Genomic DNA, 17,286 nt, shown 5'->3' on the forward strand with positions numbered 1-17,286 from the left:
ACAGATGATTGATACCGTCGGTATCGTCGTGCTGGTTGTTGCAGTGATTGCCGGTCTGTGCCTTGCCTGAACACCGATGAACTGAAAAGAACCCGCAGCGCTTTGGCTTTGCGGGTTTTTTATTGGGCGGCTGTTTTATTTCGACGTCGGTTTTGACTCTGGGTGCCAGTGCAGCAACGTGGTCATCGCGGCCAGATATTTTTCGCTGGCCTCGTCTGAGGAAATTGGCGGGAATTCAGCTGTGATGCAGTGCAGGCCAATATCTGCGCACCAGCTGCCAAAAGAGCCTGGCGTGGCATAGCCCACGCTGGTCACCAGCGGCAGTTCAAAAGAATCGGCCAGCCATTGCCCAAGCGGCGTTTCCTGCGGGTCTTCAATACAGGCCAGCGGATCGTGGAACGAGACAACCCACGCCGGGTGAATTTTGTGGATCAGCTGGCACAGCGCTTCGGTTTCTGGCTCCGAGCCTGGATTGTCGCCGGTTAACAACACCACATCACGACTTTCGGCTGAGCTGTTCCAGCGATAGACGGTTTCACCCGCTTTCCAGTTTGCCGCCGGGAAATTACGATTGAGATCGACCCCGTTGGCATTTGCACGTAACCCCAGTTGGCAGCCATCCGGGTTAACCGTCAGCACCACGTGATGACGACGCAGATCGGGTGCGAGGGTACGCAGCGCGCAAGAAAGGGTGACGATTGACGAGTTTTCATCCCCGTGCGTTCCCGCGATAATCAGCCCGCTATTGCTGTTGGCAAGCGGTGCGGGGAACCAGATAAGCGGCGCGCCAAGCAATGAACGGCCATAGTGTTGTGTTCCCGGTGGAAAAGCGCCGCGCTGCTGGCGTGGTCGAGTGGAAGACATGCTTAATCCTGCTTTATTGTGTTGTTTCTGGCAGTGTTGTGCAAAATCGACCGATAATCAAATAGTTTCCTTTTGACCCTTTCTGAAACCTTTTCACTATCACCTTCAATTTTTTACCACAAGTCGTTTGCAATTTGCCCTGTTGAAACAAATAATTACCGGTCTATGTTGGCTGGGTTTATTTGAATCAAGGGGATCCCATGAAGTTTCCTGTATCGTCTGTCTGTTTTGCGCTGGTGCTGAGTGGCGTATCTTCCCAATCTTTTGCGGCTGATGTCCCGCAGGGAACCGTTCTGGCGCAACAGCAGGTGCTGGTTCGTCACATTAAAGATGAACCTGCCTCGCTGGATCCGGCGAAAGCAGTGGGGTTGCCGGAAATTCAGGTGATCCGCGACCTGTTTGAAGGCCTGGTGAATCAGGACAGCAAAGGCAATATTATCCCTGGCGTGGCGACCAAATGGCAGACTAACGACAACCGTGTCTGGACATTTACGCTGCGTGATGACGCGAAATGGTCTGATGGGACGCCTGTCACCGCGCAGGATTTTGTCTACAGCTGGCGTCGCCTGGTTGACCCGAAAACCACTTCTCCGTTTGCCTCGTTTGCCGCGTTAGCGGGTATGGCGAATGCTCAAGATATTATTGATGGTAAAGCTACTCCGGATAAACTCGGTGTGACGGCAGTGGATGCGAAAACGCTGCGTGTACAGCTGGATAAACCGCTGCCGTGGTTTGTGAATCTGACCGCCAACTTCTCTCTTTATCCGGTGCAAAAGGCGAACGTCGACAGCGATCCGAACTGGACTCGTCCGGGCAAATTGATTGGTAATGGCGCTTATGTGCTGAAAGACCGCGTGGTCAACGAAAAGCTGGTGGTTGTACCGAACACAAACTACTGGGATAACGCCAAAACCGTTATCAAGCAGGTGACGTTTGTGCCGATTAACCAGGAGTCGAATGCCACCAAACGTTACCAGGCCGGCGACATTGATATCACAGAATCTTTCCCAAAAACGCAGTACAAACAACTGCTGAAACAGATCCCGGGGCAGGTGTATACGCCGCCACAGCTGGGAACGTATTACTACGCATTTAACACGCAGAAAGGCCCAACCGCAGATGCACGTGTGCGTCTGGCATTGAGCCTGAGCATCGACCGTCGAATTATGGCTGATAAAGTCCTGGGCACAGGGGAAAAACCTGCCTGGCGCTTTACGCCAGATGTGACAGCAGGCTTTAAGCCGCAGCCGTCTGCCGAAGAGAAAATGAGCCAGGAAGAGCTGAATGCTCAGGCTAAAACTTTGTTAGCGGCGGCTGGCTACGGCCCGAATCGCCCGTTGAAATTGACGCTGTTGTACAACACATCTGAAAACCACCAGAAAATTGCGATTGCGGTGGCGTCGATGTGGAAGAAAAACCTCGGCGTGGATGTGAAGCTGCAAAACCAGGAGTGGAAGACGTACATCGACAGCCGAAATACCGGTAATTTCGATGTGATCCGTGCCTCCTGGGTCGGTGACTACAACGAGCCATCAACCTTCCTGTCGCTGCTGACATCCTCTCACAGCGGCAACATCTCACGCTTTAGCAATCCGGCGTACGATAAAATCATTAACCAGGCGACGCAGGAAACGACCGCAGAAGCGCGTAACGCGGATTACAACGAAGCCGAAAAAATCCTCGCCGCTCAGGCACCGATTGCGCCTATTTATCAGTACACCAACGGGCGTTTGATCAAGCCGTGGGTCAAAGGCTATCCGATTGATAACCCGGAAGACGTGGCTTACAGCCGTACGATGTATATCATCAAGCACTGATAAACGGTTTACGTCGAAAAGCCCAGGGTGTGATGCTCTGGGTTTTTTTATGCTTAAGACCTTTCTCGAAATGTGGATAACGGAGCGTAAGCCGACTACGCTTATAAAATATCCTGTATCAGGAGGGGATATGTTGACACATTCAGAAGCCAAACGTTGGGCGGCTCTCATGCTGAAATCCGCATTGTGCGATGGCATGAAAGCTGAGGAAATTTTCAGGCAAGTCCATCTGGTCTGCGATAAGCATGGGAAAGAGTGTCTTGAGGAGCTTATTGAAGAGCTGCTGGTGGAAGCCGGGCGCATTGGTCCTCAACACAGCGCCGGAGAATATAAGCACCATTAATGCCATCCGTGCATCAAAACCGCCCGCGGGCGGTTTTTTGTTGGCTTTACCATCGGGACGCACATGACATCTGATGCATTTTTATCACTTCACGCCTGCTTTTTTTGTACGACGGCGTGAACAGGTTCCGGGGGCACATTTTTAGTGCTTTCCATTTGCGCGAGCAATTGAGGGATCTCTTTTGCTGGCAACGCTTTCGCGAACAGGAACCCTTGCAAATAGCCGCAGCCCAGGCTGGTTAACAGCTGTTGCTGATCCTGCGTTTCAATCCCTTCCGCGACGACATTCATGTTCATCGAATGGGCGATATCAATGATGGTCGCCACAATCTTGACGTTCTTGCTGTTGTCGCGAATGTCACGCACGAAACTTTTGTCGATTTTCAGTTCGCGGGCGGGCAGGTTTTTCAGCGTCAGCATATTGGAATAACCGGTGCCGAAATCGTCAATCGAAACGGTAATGCCCATTCGATTGAAATCATTCAGGATTGCTATACTGCGTTCAAGATTGCGCAGGGCGGTGCTTTCCGTCAGCTCGATGGTCAGGCGCGACGGTGGCACGGCATGACGGGCCAACGCGCCACAGAGGGTGTCATAAATGTCGTATTGCTCAAATTGCGCAGCTGAGAGGTTAATCGACAGGCTCCAGTCCGAATGGCCCTGATCGCCCCATTGCCGCAGTTGTAAACAGGCCTGGTCGATAACCCAGTATCCGACAGGAATGATAAGCCCGGTGTTCTCCAGCGTGGCGAGAAACACTTCGGGTAGCAAAATCCCTTTTACCGGGTGACGCCAGCGCAGTAGGGCCTCAAAACCGTAAATTGTTTTACTGGCGGAGTGATATTTCGGCTGATACCACAGCTCGAACTGATCGCGTTCCAGCGCCTGAGTTAAATCTTGCAGAAACTCTGCACCTTCCCAGGCTTTTTGTACCATTTCGGGATGATAAATCGCCCAACCGTTACGACCTTGCTGCTTGATGTTATACATCGCTGTGTCGGCCCGCAGTTTCAGTTCCTGCAATGTTTTGCCGTGCTGAGGGAAAAGACTGACCCCGGCGCTGAGCGAGACTTGTAATATCTGCCCGGCTTCATAAAACGGGCGACGCACGCAGTCCACCATGCGGGTGACTAAATCTTCTATATCACCTTGATTGGCGTCCGGGACCAGTAAAATAAACTCATCGCCGCCAAGGCGGGCGAGGGTCATTTTGGGTGACAGGCAAGCGCTGATGCGATTTGCGACCGAGACTAATAAGTGGTCGCCGACGTGATGGCCCCACGCATCGTTCACCAGTTTAAAGCGGTCGAGATCCATAAAGACCAGCGCAAACGGGGTCTGGGTAATGTTTGATTGTTGCAGGCAGGCTTCCAGGCGTAAATCAATCTGGCTGCGGTTCGCAAGCCCGGTCAGGCCGTCAAAACGCGCTTGTTGTTCCAGTTGTTGATTGAGTAGCTGTAAGTTTTCGGTCAGGCGATTAGTGCGCAGTTGGGAGTCGACCATCGAGATAATCAGCATCACGCCGAGGATCGCAAGCGTCGTGGCAGAGACCCAAATTGACAGCCCGAGTTCACTCACGCCACCGCTCATGTAATGCCCCTGGTCTTCAAACTCAGCGGCGCTCATGCCCGTGTAATGCATGGCCGCGATGGCAATACCCATCACGACTGCCGCTGTCATGCGGTTGATCAACGCCCCTTTGCTGTTGAGTCGCAAGCTGAACGCCAGCCACAAGCCTACGCCGGAGGCGACAACAGCAATGATCACCGACAGTCCAACCAGGCCATAATTCCAGTGGATCATGTCCTGCATCATCAACGCCGCCATGCCGACGTAGTGCATGGTAACCACACCGATACTGAGGATAATCGTGGCGAGACACAGGCGTTTAAGTGACAACACGTTGCCATTCACGGCAATATTAATCGACAGGGTCGCGGTCACAACGGCCACCAAAAGCGAAACCGCAGTGGTCGCAAAATCGTAATGCATCATCATTGGCATTTTCATCGCCAGCATGCCAATAAAATGCATGGACCAGATACCGATACCTAAAGTCGCCCCTCCGGCAAGACGCCAGAAAAGTGCGGCATTTTTATTGGATGCGGCAATTTTTGCTGCGCTATCCAGCGCAACAAATGAGGCAATAAAGGCGACTAAAAACGAAATGCCGACCAGAACCGGGTCCCACGAAACGTACAGCATCATGCAATCCACTTCTTTTTAAGTTTGTTAATGTAATGTAACAGCAAATCCTCAGCCGATGCTATGAAATAAAAGAGAAGAAAGGCTGTATTTCTGCTGATTGGATCGGCGGTTTATCATTTTCTTTGTGAGATAAAACACTATCGTGCAGAAAGTAAACTAAGCCTTAAGTATTGCTTAAATATTGTATAGCGCCAGTAAACTGAAACGATTTTTGGGAGGGGGCTTTGCGATAATCTGCCATTGCGAAGCTATGAAACAGGCATTATCAGCGTAAAAAACTACAAATCTGATAACTTTTCAGATAAATAAATTGCCAAAGCCAAACTCACCCTTTTAAACAGTGAAGATTAATTTCTCATGGAAATCATATTGAAATAGCGAAGGCGGATGCTATAACCATAACACCCCTCCGAGTATGTTGTGAGTTTAATTATGTTAAGAAATATCAGTGTCAGAACCTTCATATTGATGTTTTTGCTGGTGGTTTTCTTAATTATCGATATTTTGGCCGTTATGCTATCCGCCAGCCTTCCTGTGATGGTGATGTATAATGTTTCGTGGCTGGTGGCCATTTCGTTATTATGGCTTTATATGACCAAATATCTGGTGACACCGATTAATGCCGTTAAAAGAAGTATTGATGAAGTGACGTCGGGAAATTTATCGGTGTATATCCCTGAATTTGGTAATAACTGTGCAGGGCGATTAATTCCAGGCATTAATAGTCTGTCGAGTAATATTTCAACGCTGGTATCGGAAATTCGCGCTTCGTCACAAACGGCGATGACGCTTTCGGAACAGCTGGCAAACCGCAGTGCAGAACTGTCGGTGACGTCAGAGCAGCAATCAGCGACCCTGATGCAAACCGCCTCCAGCATGGAAGAGATTGCCGCCAGCACCAAAAATAATGCGGAAAACACCCGCCTGGCAAGCGACCGCGCCGGGGATGCGACACTTTGCGCTCGCAAAGGCGGAGAGTTGATGGGGGATGTGGCGACGAATATGCAATCCATTACGGATTGTGCTCGTCAGATGACGGAGATTATTACGCTTATCGACGGCATTGCCTTCCAGACAAATATTCTGGCGCTGAATGCGGCGGTAGAAGCGGCACGGGCAGGCGATCACGGCAAAGGTTTTTCTGTTGTAGCTGGTGAAGTGCGTAATCTGGCGCATCGTAGTGCTGAAGCCGCGAAGAATATCAAAACGCTTATCAGCGTCACCAGTGATAACGTTACGCAAGGCGCGAATATTGTTGCTGAGGCCGAAAAAAATATGCAGGAAATTGTTTCCGGCTCTGGTTTATTAAGCAGTCTGATGGAGCAAATTTCCAGTTCCACACTTCAACAGGAAAAAGGCATAGAGCAAATAACTCTGGCGTTATCTGAACTTGAAAAAGTGACGCAAAGTAATGTGGCGGTTGTGGAAGAACTGGCCGGATCTTCAGATGTGTTAAAACATCAGGTGGTGGAATTGCAAACACGGACGCGCAATTTCCGTCTCGGGAATGAAGCACCGGCCGCCATCATGCCAGTGACTCCGCCGAAACCTGCACCTGTTACGGCGACGGGCGGTGACCAGAACTACTGGCACTCGTTCTAAATCTCATCCTTCCTCGTGCAATGGGTCTGCGAAAAGCAGGCCCATTTTCATTTTGTGACCCCCAGATTTCATCCTTGTTAACGATTTGCGCGTTGCACTGTCTCGCGTCCTGCCAGATAATTCTGCTTTCATGAACAAATTCAGTGCGATGCCGGGACCGCGTTTTGCTTATTACCCTTGCGGGGCTAGACTTTATTGCACGAGCAAAAAATCAATGGAGGCGTTGTGGAAGCCATTAAGGGAGCTGATGTGAACGTACCTGATGCGGTTTTTGCCTGGATGCTGGACGGGAAAGGCGGGGTGATACCGCTGGACGATAAAAGGGTTATCGATAAAGACAACCCATGCTGGCTGCATCTCAACTACACCCATCCTGAGAGCGCACAATGGCTGGCGACAACGCCGCTGTTGCCAAACAGTGTGCGTGATGCGCTGGCCGGTGACAGTCTGCGTCCGCGTGTCACGCGTATGGGCGACGGTACGTTGATTACACTGCGTTGTATCAACGGCAGCACCGACGAACGGCCCGACCAACTGGTCGCCATGCGCTTGTATATGGATGAACGCCTGATTGTGTCGACGCGTCAGCGTAAAGTACTGGCGCTGGACGACGTAGTAAAAGATCTGGAAGAGGGCACAGGCCCGACAGATTGCGGTGGCTGGCTGGTGGATGTGTGCGACGCGCTGACCGATCACGCCAGCGAATTCATTGAAGAGCTGCACGATAAAATTATCGATCTCGAAGATAATCTGCTCGATCAGCAAATTCCGCCTCGAGGTTTTCTGGCGCTGCTGCGCAAGCAATTGATTGTGATGCGCCGCTATATGGCGCCGCAGCGAGATGTGTATGCGCGTTTGTCCAGTGAGCGTTTTCCGTGGATGAACGACGATCAGCGCCGCAGAATGCAGGACATCGCCGACCGACTCGGGCGTGGCCTGGACGAAATCGACGCCTGTATCGCCCGTACGGGTGTAATGGCGGATGAAATCGCACAAGTGATGCAGGAATCACTGGCGCGCAGGACCTACACCATGTCGTTGATGGCGATGGTGTTTCTGCCTAGTACATTTCTGACGGGACTGTTTGGCGTTAACCTTGGCGGGATCCCTGGTGGGGGCTGGCAGTTCGGCTTTTCGTTGTTTTGTATAGGATTAGTGGTGCTGATCGGGGGTGTTACATGGTGGTTGCATCGCAGTAAATGGTTGTAAAAAATCACCTTTATACGCACTTATACGCCCATAAATGCTGCTTAAATTGAGCGAAGTCAATAAACACGCTACCCATTCAGGGCAATATCTTTCTCGCAGGTGAATGCAACGTCAAGCGATGGGCGTTGCGCTCCATATTGTCTTACTTCCTTTTTTGAATTACTGCATAGCACACTTGATTCGTACAATGCCGACTTAGATAAGTCGGCTTTTTTTTGCCTCTCACTCCAGAACCACTACCCTTAAAGGACACCCAAAGAACCGGAGGCAAAAATGACGTGGCGACTCAGCGACCTACCTACCGATCCCGTTCCCGTGCCTGACCCTATCCCACGGCCACAACCGATACCCGACCCGCCGCTCGACCCTGACCCGCATCCAATTATCGATCCGCCGCCGTTTGGCTGAGCAACAGGCGTAAAAAAGCCCTCACTGAGAGGGCTGATTCATGCACGTTGGTGCTTATTTGATTTCGACGATATCAAGGCGATTGGTCATGATATCCGTGTCTTCATCTTCTGGCTGCCAGCCAGCGGGCTGGAGTGGGATCTCTTCACGGTCAAACGCCAGGTCACCGCCGTTGACCACTGCTGCACCGTGTTTCAGACCTTTAAAGTCGAACATTTCGGTATCGCACAGGTGAGAAGGCACCACATTTTGCATCGCGCTGAACATGGTTTCAATCCGGCCTGGATAGCGTTTATCCCAGTCGCGCAGCATATCGCCGATCACCTGGCGTTGCAGGTTTGGCTGAGAACCGCACAGGTTGCATGGAATGATCGGGTAGGCTTTTGCCTGCGCAAAACGTTCGATGTCTTTCTCGCGGCAATAAGCCAGCGGGCGAATAACAATGTGCTTTCCGTCGTCGCTCATCAGCTTCGGCGGCATCCCTTTCATTTTCCCGCCGTAGAACATATTCAGGAACAGGGTTTGCAGGATATCGTCGCGGTGATGGCCGAGGGCAATTTTCGTCGCACCCAATTCGGTCGCAGTGCGGTACAAAATGCCGCGACGCAGACGAGAGCAAAGAGAGCAGGTCGTTTTGCCTTCCGGGATCTTCTCTTTCACGATGCCGTAGGTGTTCTCTTCGACAATTTTATACTCAACGCCAACTGTCTCGAGATAAGCCGGAAGAATATGCTCCGGGAAACCCGGCTGTTTCTGATCGAGGTTAACGGCGATCAGGCTGAAATTGACCGGCGCGCTCTGTTGGAGATTGCGTAAAATTTCCAGCATCGTGTAACTGTCTTTGCCACCCGACAGGCACACCATGATGCGGTCGCCTTCTTCAATCATGTTGTAGTCGGCAATGGCTTCGCCCACGTTACGACGCAGACGTTTTTGCAATTTGTTCAGGTTGTACTGATCTTTCTTACTAGCTTCTTGATTTTGCGACATTTAATGATGGCTCTGGTCGTAGGTAAATGGCAGCCAGCGTCAGGAGCACTGACGAACATCGGGGTTCATGATGGAGTGTAGCAATAATCTGCGGCTGCCCTTCGATAGTCTGGCGTGTATGGTACGGATTACAGCGCCGAATGCCAGCGTGATTTCTGTCGCAATGCATTTCCTCGTCAGTTTTTTGTTTTTTCGCTGAGCGGCATCATCAATTCTTTCAGCAACGCATAACGCTGCGCGGGTGTCAGATAGAAGGCACCGAGGTGATGGGTATCTGCGGGTTCTTTCAACCATGTGGCTTTGAGGTTACGTAACCATGTGTGGACACTGTTCATCATTTCATCTCCTGTTGTTGATGAAATCAGTGTGGAACAGTAAAAGCGGAAGAAAAACGGATGGTATTAAAAATAGTCTTCAGGGTTTACGAAAATAACACTGCAGGCTTTTGAGAGGCTAATACAATATAAAAAACCCGCCGATGAAAGCGGGTTTTCACAACAGACTTCGCCGGAATTAGAACTGGTAAACCAGACCTAAAGCCACAACGTCATCGGTGCTGATGCCGTTCGCTTTGTAGAAGTCGTCGTCGTTATCCAGCAGGTTGATTTTATAATCAACGTAGGTGGACATGTTTTTGTTGAAGTAATAGGTCGCGCCAACGTCAACGTATTTAACCAGATCTTTGTCGTCGCCGTAGGAAGAGTTCAGGCCCTTACCTTTAGACTGCAGGTAGGAAACCGCCGGACGCAGACCGAAATCAAACTGGTACTGAGCGGTGATTTCAAAGTTCTGCGTTTTGTTCGCGATACCGCCATCTTCATCAGCGTGACCAGAAATGGAGTCGCCCTGCTTACCGTAAGAGGTCATGTTGCGGGTTTCAGAGTACATGGTCGCGAGGTAAATATTATTCGCGTCATATTTCAGACCCGCAGTCCACGCATCCGCTTTGTCGCCGCCAGCATCCATGGAGTTACCACGACCGAAGTTAACCTGGTCGTTGGTACGGTCAGACGTGGTATACGCCGCGCCGGCGCTGAAGCCCTGACCGATATCATAAGTGGTGGAAATACCAAAGCCGTCGCCGTTCGCGTTACGATAGCTACGATCGCCGTTGTTGGTGCCTTCGCCAGAACCTGGGTTTTCGTTTTTACCCTGGTACTGCAGGGCGAAGTTCAGGCCATCAACCAGACCGAAGAAATCGTTGTTACGGTAGGTTGCCACGCCATTAGCGCGGTTGGTCATGTAGTTGTCAGACTTGGAATAAGAGTCGCCACCAAACTCAGGCAGCATATCGGTCCAGCCTTCAATGTCATACAGCACGCCGTAGTTACGACCATAGTCGAATGAGCCGTAGTCACCGAATTTCAGGCCAGCAAACGCCAGACGGGTCCATGCCTGATCGCTTGAACCTTCGGTATTGTTCGCCTGAACGTTATATTCCCACTGGCCGTAGCCGGTCAGCTGGTCGTTGATTTGGGTTTCACCCTTGAAGCCCATACGAACATAGGTCTGATCGCCATCAACGTTTTTGTCGTCAGAGAAGTAGTGCAGGCCGTCGACTTTGCCGTACAGATCCAGTTTGTTGCCATCTTTGTTATAAATTTCTGCCGCGTGAACAGCACCCGCGCTTAATAACGCAGGAATAACCAGTGCCAGTACTTTTCTTTTCATTTTAATAATCCTTTAAGCTGTTTTTATACTTTGCCTTCCTTAAGGGAAGTCTGGTCATGCTAATGTAGAGATATCTAAATAAGGTAAACCTGAATTGTTACGATATAAGTAAAATTCACATTAAATGATTCAGCAGAAATATGTATTGATGGGTTGAATATTTGAGCTTGAGGTATTTGTCTGGGTGATTGTTTAATCAAGCAAATCACTGTGTATTTCCCAGCGGAAGTCGTGATTTGTGAGGCAGATCGATATTATTTTGTTTTTAGTGTGCTGTCTAAATTTATTAGTCTGCCATATAACAAGCCCGAACCATTGTCCGGGCTTGTGGGTTACGTTTTGGTTTGAACCGTGACGTTAATCGCTGGCTGATTTTTCTGCTTTACCGGCCATTTGCGCGAGGAAATCATACCGTTTTTGCAAGTCGGCGGCGGCATCCTTCCATAATTGCTCGGCAACTTCTGGCTGTTGCGCATTCAGGCGACGGAAACGCTGTTCCTTCATCAACGTGTCGGCAAGGGCGTCTGATGGTGGACGTGAATCCAGCGCCAGAGGCAGTTTACCTTCATCGGTACGTCGCGGATCAAAGCGATACAGTGGCCAGAAGCCGGTGGCGGTGAGTTGGCGCATCTGATCGTGGCTCAATGCCAAATCGTAACCATGTTCTTCACACGGACTGTACGCAATGATTAGCGACGGGCCTGGATAAGCCTCGGCTTCCTGTATGGCTTTCACCGTCTGGTTGAGCTGTGCGCCAAGGGAAATCTGCGCGACATAAACATGACCATACATCATCATGCTCACGCCCAAATCTTTGCGAGATTTCCGTTTGCCGTGCTCACCAAATTTAGTGACGGCGCCAAGCGGTGTCGCTTTCGATGCCTGACCACCGGTATTGGAATAACACTGCGTATCGAGTACCAGAATATTGACGTTTTCGGTCAGACTCAGAACATGGTCGAGGCCACCAAAACCGATATCGTAAGCCCAACCGTCACCGCCAATCAGCCAGATCGATTTCTCAACCAGCGCGTCGGCGTCGGTTAACAGTTCTTCTGCACCTTCAACGCCCTGCAAATGCTGGCGTAAAGACGCGACCTGTTCACGGCGTTCCTCTGGTGTCGCTTCTGCGTGCAGCGCATCGCGAAGTTCGGCGGGTAGCTTGTCGGCGAACGTCTCCAGAAGGCGCATCACGCGTTGGCGATGTTGATCGACGGATAAACGGAAGCCAAGGCCAAACTCAGCGTTATCTTCAAACAACGAGTTCGCCCACGCCGGACCACGACCGTTGATGTCGGTGGTGTAAGGCGTAGAGGGCAGGTTGCCGCCGTAAATAGACGAACACCCGGTGGCGTTGGCGATCATCATTCGGTCGCCATACAGTTGCGTCAGCAGCTTAATGTACGGCGTTTCACCGCAGCCGGAGCAGGCACCCGAATATTCAAACAGCGGGGTGATAAGCTGCGAAGTACGAATGTCGATACGTTCCAGTTTGCTGCGATCAATTTCCGGTAAATCGAGGAAGAAGTCGTAATTCACTTTCTCTTCTTCGACGTGTTCCAGGCGTGACATCATATTGATGGCTTTAATGTTTGGATCCTGGCGGTCTTTCGCCGGGCAAACTTCTACGCAAAGATTACAGCCGGTGCAGTCTTCCGGTGCGACCTGTAACACGTATTTCTGACCACGCATATCGCGGGATTTTACGTCCAGCGAATGCAGGCTAGCGGGCGCGTTTTCCATCTCTTCCGGCGACACCACTTTGGCGCGGATAGCCGAGTGAGGGCAGGCCGCCACGCAGTGATTGCATTGGGTGCAGAGATCTTCTTTCCAGATAGGGATTTCTTCGGCGATATTGCGCTTTTCCCAGCGCGTGGTGCCGACAGGCCAGGTGCCGTCTGGTGGCAGCGCAGAAACCGGTAATGCATCGCCGAGCCCGGCCAGCATCGCGGCGGTGACGGTTTTGACAAAATCAGGTGCCGCGTCGGACACCACCGGAGGGCGATTCGGGCTGCTTTCATCAACCGCTTGCAACGGCACTTCAGACAGCAACTCACGCGCCATTGCTAATGCCTGCCAGTTTCGCTCCACCAGTTCCTGGCCTTTGCTGCTGTAGCTTTTCGCAATCGCCCCTTGCAGCTCAACCAGTGCGGTATCGCCCGGCAATATTTGGGTCAACTGGAAGAAGGCCATTTGCATCACGGTGTTGATACGTGCCGCCAGGCCGCATTCGCGGGCAATTTTCGCGGCATTAACAATAAAGAAGCGAGCCCGTTTCTGATTGAGCACTGCCTGAACTTCCTGCGGCAGACGCGACCACACTTCTTCAGGGCTGTACGGCGTATTAAGCAAGAAAATGCCGCCGGGTTTCAGGCGTTCGACCATCTGATACTTATCGACGAACTGCAGCTGATGACAGCCGACAAAATCAGCCTGCGACACTAAATAGGCAGATCGCACCGGTTGTTCCGAGACGCGCAAGTGCGAAACCGTCAACCCACCGGCCTTTTTCGAGTCATAGACGAAGTATCCCTGGGCATACCATGGCGTCGAATTACCGATAATTTTAATGTTGTTTTTGGTGGCAGAGACGCTGCCGTCGCTACCCAGCCCATAAAACAGCGCTTCCAGTTTGGCGGTGGAAGGCAGGGTGTTTTCCGGCAGTGGCAGGGATAAATTAGTCACGTCGTCGTAAATACCGACGGTGAAGCGTGGTTTTGGTTTAGCGGCGCTCAGTTCATTGAAAACCGCCAGCACACAATCAGGGCCAAACTCCTTCGATGACAAACCATAGCGCCCGCCAATCACTCGCGGCAGCGTCTCACGTTCGCCACAATTGAAGGCTTCCGCCAGGGCGCTCATCACATCGAGATAGAGCGGTTCCGCATGTGCGCCGGGCTCTTTGGTGCGATCCAGCACGGCGAGCGTTTTTACGCTGTCCGGAATTTCTGCCAGCAGGTGTTTGGCGGAGAACGGGCGATACAGGCGCACTTTAAGCACGCCCACTTTTTCGCCGCGAGTCAGCAGTTCATCAACCACTTCTTCACAGGTGCCGATGGCAGACCCCATCAGCACGATAACGCGTTCAGCCTGAGGATGCCCGTAATACTCGAACGGTTTGTACTGACGCCCCGTGGCGCTGGCGAAATCGTCCATCGCCTGTTGCACGTGATCGTAAACCGCGTCATACCAGGGGTTTGTGGCTTCACGTGACTGGAAATAGGTGTCCGGGTTTGCGGAAGTACCGCGAATCACCGGGTGTTCCGGGTTCAGCGCACGGCTTCGGTGCGCGTCAATTTCCGCCTGCGGCAGCAGAGAGCGGATCGTGTCATCCGAGATCGGAACGATTTTGTTAATTTCATGCGAGGTGCGGAAACCATCAAAGAAATGAATGAACGGCACCCGACTTTTGAGGGTCGCGATATGCGAAATCAGCGCGAAATCCTGTGCTTCCTGTACGTTAGCCGCGCTGAGCATCGCACAGCCAGTCTGGCGCACGGCCATCACATCGGAATGATCGCCAAAAATCGATAGCGCGTGTGTCGCAACGGTACGCGCGGCGACATGCAACACAAACGGCGTCAGTTGACCGGCCAGCTTGTACAGCGTGGGGATCATCAGAAGCAATCCCTGCGAAGAGGTAAACGACGTGGAAAGGGCACCGGTTTGCAATGCGCCGTGAACCGCCGCAATCGCTCCCGCTTCCGACTGCATTTCCACCACCCGAGGCACATCACCCCATACATTTCTTAGCCCGTTGCCTGCCCAGGCATCGGCTTGCTCAGCCATCGTTGAGCTTGGGGTGATCGGGTAGATGGCGATAACTTCACTGGTACGAAACGCCACCGAGGCGCACGCGCCATTACCGTCAGTAGTAATCATGTGACACCCTTACATTGCGCAAGAAAAAGGGACCCGTGATACGTCGACGAGTCCTGTAGTTATCCTTCTATTTTAGCAAAGCGCCGGGAAAGCCATTTTTGCTTTTGTGTCCTTGGCCTGCATTTGAACAATGTGCAGATCCGTTTCTGCGGCAAAAAATTGACAGCAAATGTTTCAGAACGCCGAAATGCGCGCCTCGTCTCTCGACGGCAGGGCGCTTGCTGCCTATTATGAACAGGTTTTGCGAAACGTATTTGAATAAGGAATGAAAAGAATGCGAGCAGCTTTTTGGGTAGGGTGCGCGGCACTGTTATTGTCGGCATGCAGCAGTGAACCAGAGCAACAAGCCACAGCGGCACACGTTACGCCAGGAATGCGTGCGGCGATGTCATCGTCCGGCGAGGCGAATTGCGCAATGGTGGGTGGGTCGTTATCGGTCGCGCGTCAGCTTGATGGTTCCGCTATCGGGATGTGTGCACTGCCCAATGGCAAGCGATGCAGTGAGCAGTCTCTTGCCACCGGGAGTTGTGCCAACTACTGATTTAGTTCATCAGGTCGGCAAGTTTATACACCAGCGAATCGTTAGAGGTGGCCAGGGTTAGCTGGTTTTCGGTTAAGTCCACCTGGACGCCATCGTGTAGCATCGCCGCCAGTGTCTGGTCCAGCTGATTCAGCTGCGGGTCAGTGCATAGCATTTTGGTCATCGCGATGTTTTTCACTTTCAGCTCGCCGTCAGACAGCTTTCCTTCCCCGGTAAACTGATTGCACATGTTGCCGTAGACATGCATTTTCTCGCCAAAACTGAGTTCCAGCGGTTTTTGACTGGTGACATTCTTGCCGTTCACGCTTTCCAGCACAAAACGGTGGTGCTGAAGCTGTTCGGGTTGGGTGGTCACTTTACTCGTCGACACACAGCCTGCCAACATCACTCCCATTGTCGCCAGCAGGGTGAGGGTTATTTTGTTGCTGCTCATTAAATATTCACCAAATAAATAATTCTGAATCAGGATGACACTGTAGTGCGGTGAGTGGGAGTGGGGGTTGTCTGAAAGTGCTCCCCGTGCGTGGGGAGCAAGAATGGTTAAACCAGTGCGTTCGGTGTGGACTCTCCGTTGTCGATTTGACGCAGGTTTTCCAGCGTGGTTTCAGAAATGCTGGTGAGCGCTTCTGCGGTCAGGAACGCCTGATGTCCCGTAAATAAGACGTTGTGGCAGGCCGACAGGCGGCGGAATACGTCATCCTGAATCACATCGTTTGATTTATCTTCAAAGAACAAATCGCGCTCATTCTCATACACGTCCATGCCCAGCGCGCCGATTTTCTGCGTTTTCAGTGCTTCAATCGCCGCCTGGGAGTCAATCAGGCCGCCACGGCTGGTATTGATGACCATCACGCCATCTTTCATCTGATCAAACGCGCTCTGGTTAAGCAGATGATAGTTTTCTTCTGTCAACGGGCAGTGCAGGGAAATGACGTCAGACTGCGAGAACAGTGTTGGCAGGTCGACGTATTCCACACCCAAATCCAGAGCCGCCGCGCTTGGATACGGATCGAACGCCAACAGCTTCATGCCAAAGCCTTTCAGGATACGCAGTGTCGCGACACCGATTTTCCCGGTTCCCACTACACCCGCCGTTTTGCCGTGCATGGTAAAGCCACACAGTCCTTCGAGTGAGAAGTTTGCATCGCGGGTGCGTTGATAAGCACGGTGAATACGACGGTTCAACGACATCATCAGACCAATCGCATGTTCAGCCACTGCTTCTGGTGAGTAAGCTGGCACGCGTACCACACGTAAGCCGAGCTCTTTCGCTGCATCCAGATCGACATTGTTAAAGCCCGCACACCGCAGCGCGATGTATTTCACGCCGTGCTTTTTAAGTTCTTCGAGAACCGGACGGCTACCGTCGTCATTGACGAAAATACAGACCGCTTCACAGCCGTGGGCAGTTTTCGCTGTCTTTTCGGTTAAAAGGAAGTCAAAAAATTCAAGTTCAAAGCCAAATGCGGAATTAACATCTTGCAGATACTTTTTATCGTACTGCTTTGTGCTGTAAACTGCGATTTTCATAAGACTTTTCTCCAGTGATATTAACGTCACGGTAGCATAATTCAAATAATCATACAAATATTAAACTATAGTTTAATCATCAGGTTATAACAGAGAGTGTAGAGCATAACGCGCAGATGTTTTGCGGATCCTAAGGAAGGCGTTAAAAGCAGCATCTATGCTTAAACCTGACGGTGACTTTAACGGGTCGGCTAAACATGCCACAATATGCGCCACTTCGGC

General features: G+C 51.5%; 14 protein-coding genes. 6 read left to right on the forward strand and 8 right to left on the reverse strand.

Translation table 11 applies throughout. The annotated features are described in order from the left end of the window. Positions 1 to 135: 135 nt before the first annotated feature. Positions 136 to 864, reverse strand: coding sequence for a murein tripeptide amidase MpaA (gene mpaA / locus VH187_RS14925; RefSeq protein ID WP_329702227.1), 729 nt, complete (start codon positions 862 to 864; stop codon positions 136 to 138). Positions 865 to 1,064: 200 nt separating this feature from the next. Here mpaA and VH187_RS14930 point away from each other — a divergent pair, with 200 nt between their 5' ends. Together VH187_RS14930 and VH187_RS14935 are read left to right on the forward strand one after the other, a co-directional pair. Beyond that, positions 1,065 to 2,681 (forward strand): peptide ABC transporter substrate-binding protein, encoded by a 1,617-nt coding sequence (locus VH187_RS14930; protein ID WP_329702228.1) that lies wholly within the window; start codon positions 1,065 to 1,067, stop codon positions 2,679 to 2,681. A 130-nt stretch (positions 2,682 to 2,811) separates the two neighbouring features. Then, a complete protein-coding gene (locus tag VH187_RS14935) occupies positions 2,812 to 3,024 on the forward strand; it encodes a hypothetical protein (protein ID WP_329702229.1) in 213 nt (70 codons plus the stop codon). Between the two features lie 89 nt (positions 3,025 to 3,113). Here VH187_RS14935 and VH187_RS14940 read toward each other — a convergent pair whose 3' ends face one another. After that, positions 3,114 to 5,228 (reverse strand): putative bifunctional diguanylate cyclase/phosphodiesterase, encoded by a 2,115-nt coding sequence (locus tag VH187_RS14940; protein WP_329702477.1) that lies wholly within the window; start codon positions 5,226 to 5,228, stop codon positions 3,114 to 3,116. A 435-nt stretch (positions 5,229 to 5,663) separates the two neighbouring features. Here VH187_RS14940 and VH187_RS14945 point away from each other — a divergent pair, with 435 nt between their 5' ends. From VH187_RS14945 to ynaL, 3 genes are all read left to right on the forward strand, one after another. Continuing rightward, entirely contained in the window at positions 5,664 to 6,833 is a 1,170-nt protein-coding gene (locus VH187_RS14945; protein WP_329702230.1) for a methyl-accepting chemotaxis protein, read from the forward strand. 225 nt (positions 6,834 to 7,058) lie between these two features. Beyond that, positions 7,059 to 8,042: a zinc transporter ZntB gene (zntB, locus tag VH187_RS14950; protein WP_329702231.1), complete on the forward strand. Its 984-nt coding sequence runs from the start codon at positions 7,059 to 7,061 to the stop codon at positions 8,040 to 8,042. A gap of 273 nt (positions 8,043 to 8,315) precedes the next feature. Then, on the forward strand, positions 8,316 to 8,450 hold the full coding sequence (gene ynaL, locus VH187_RS14955; protein ID WP_329702232.1) for a proline-rich small protein YnaL: 135 nt from the start codon (positions 8,316 to 8,318) through the stop codon (positions 8,448 to 8,450). 54 nt (positions 8,451 to 8,504) lie between these two features. On the opposite strand, the gene ttcA is transcribed toward ynaL, so the two are convergent. The 4 genes from ttcA to nifJ all read right to left on the reverse strand — a co-directional run bounded on the left by ttcA (position 8,505) and on the right by nifJ (position 14,993). Continuing rightward, a complete protein-coding gene (gene ttcA, locus VH187_RS14960) occupies positions 8,505 to 9,440 on the reverse strand; it encodes a tRNA 2-thiocytidine(32) synthetase TtcA (protein WP_329702233.1) in 936 nt (311 codons plus the stop codon). Between the two features lie 176 nt (positions 9,441 to 9,616). Then, positions 9,617 to 9,778 carry a hypothetical protein gene (locus VH187_RS14965; protein ID WP_329702234.1) on the reverse strand — a complete coding sequence of 54 codons (162 nt, stop codon included), beginning with the start codon at positions 9,776 to 9,778 and terminating at the stop codon, positions 9,617 to 9,619. A gap of 175 nt (positions 9,779 to 9,953) precedes the next feature. Then, entirely contained in the window at positions 9,954 to 11,111 is a 1,158-nt protein-coding gene (ompC, locus tag VH187_RS14970) for a porin OmpC (RefSeq protein ID WP_329702235.1), read from the reverse strand. Between the two features lie 357 nt (positions 11,112 to 11,468). Then, complete coding sequence (nifJ, locus tag VH187_RS14975; RefSeq protein ID WP_329702236.1) at positions 11,469 to 14,993, reverse strand: pyruvate:ferredoxin (flavodoxin) oxidoreductase; 3,525 nt, start codon at positions 14,991 to 14,993, stop codon at positions 11,469 to 11,471. Between the two features lie 274 nt (positions 14,994 to 15,267). Here nifJ and VH187_RS14980 point away from each other — a divergent pair, with 274 nt between their 5' ends. Continuing rightward, positions 15,268 to 15,534 carry a putative hemolysin gene (locus VH187_RS14980; RefSeq protein ID WP_329702237.1) on the forward strand — a complete coding sequence of 89 codons (267 nt, stop codon included), beginning with the start codon at positions 15,268 to 15,270 and terminating at the stop codon, positions 15,532 to 15,534. 1 nt (position 15,535) lies between these two features. Here VH187_RS14980 and hslJ read toward each other — a convergent pair whose 3' ends face one another. Both hslJ and VH187_RS14990 read right to left on the reverse strand, forming a co-directional pair. After that, entirely contained in the window at positions 15,536 to 15,967 is a 432-nt protein-coding gene (gene hslJ / locus VH187_RS14985) for a heat shock protein HslJ (RefSeq protein ID WP_329702238.1), read from the reverse strand. Between the two features lie 107 nt (positions 15,968 to 16,074). Beyond that, complete coding sequence (locus VH187_RS14990; protein ID WP_329702239.1) at positions 16,075 to 17,064, reverse strand: 2-hydroxyacid dehydrogenase; 990 nt, start codon at positions 17,062 to 17,064, stop codon at positions 16,075 to 16,077. Positions 17,065 to 17,286: the final 222 nt, after the last annotated feature.

Origin of the sequence: Scandinavium sp. (assembly GCF_036271055.1) — a bacterium.
GTDB lineage: Bacteria > Pseudomonadota > Gammaproteobacteria > Enterobacterales > Enterobacteriaceae > Scandinavium.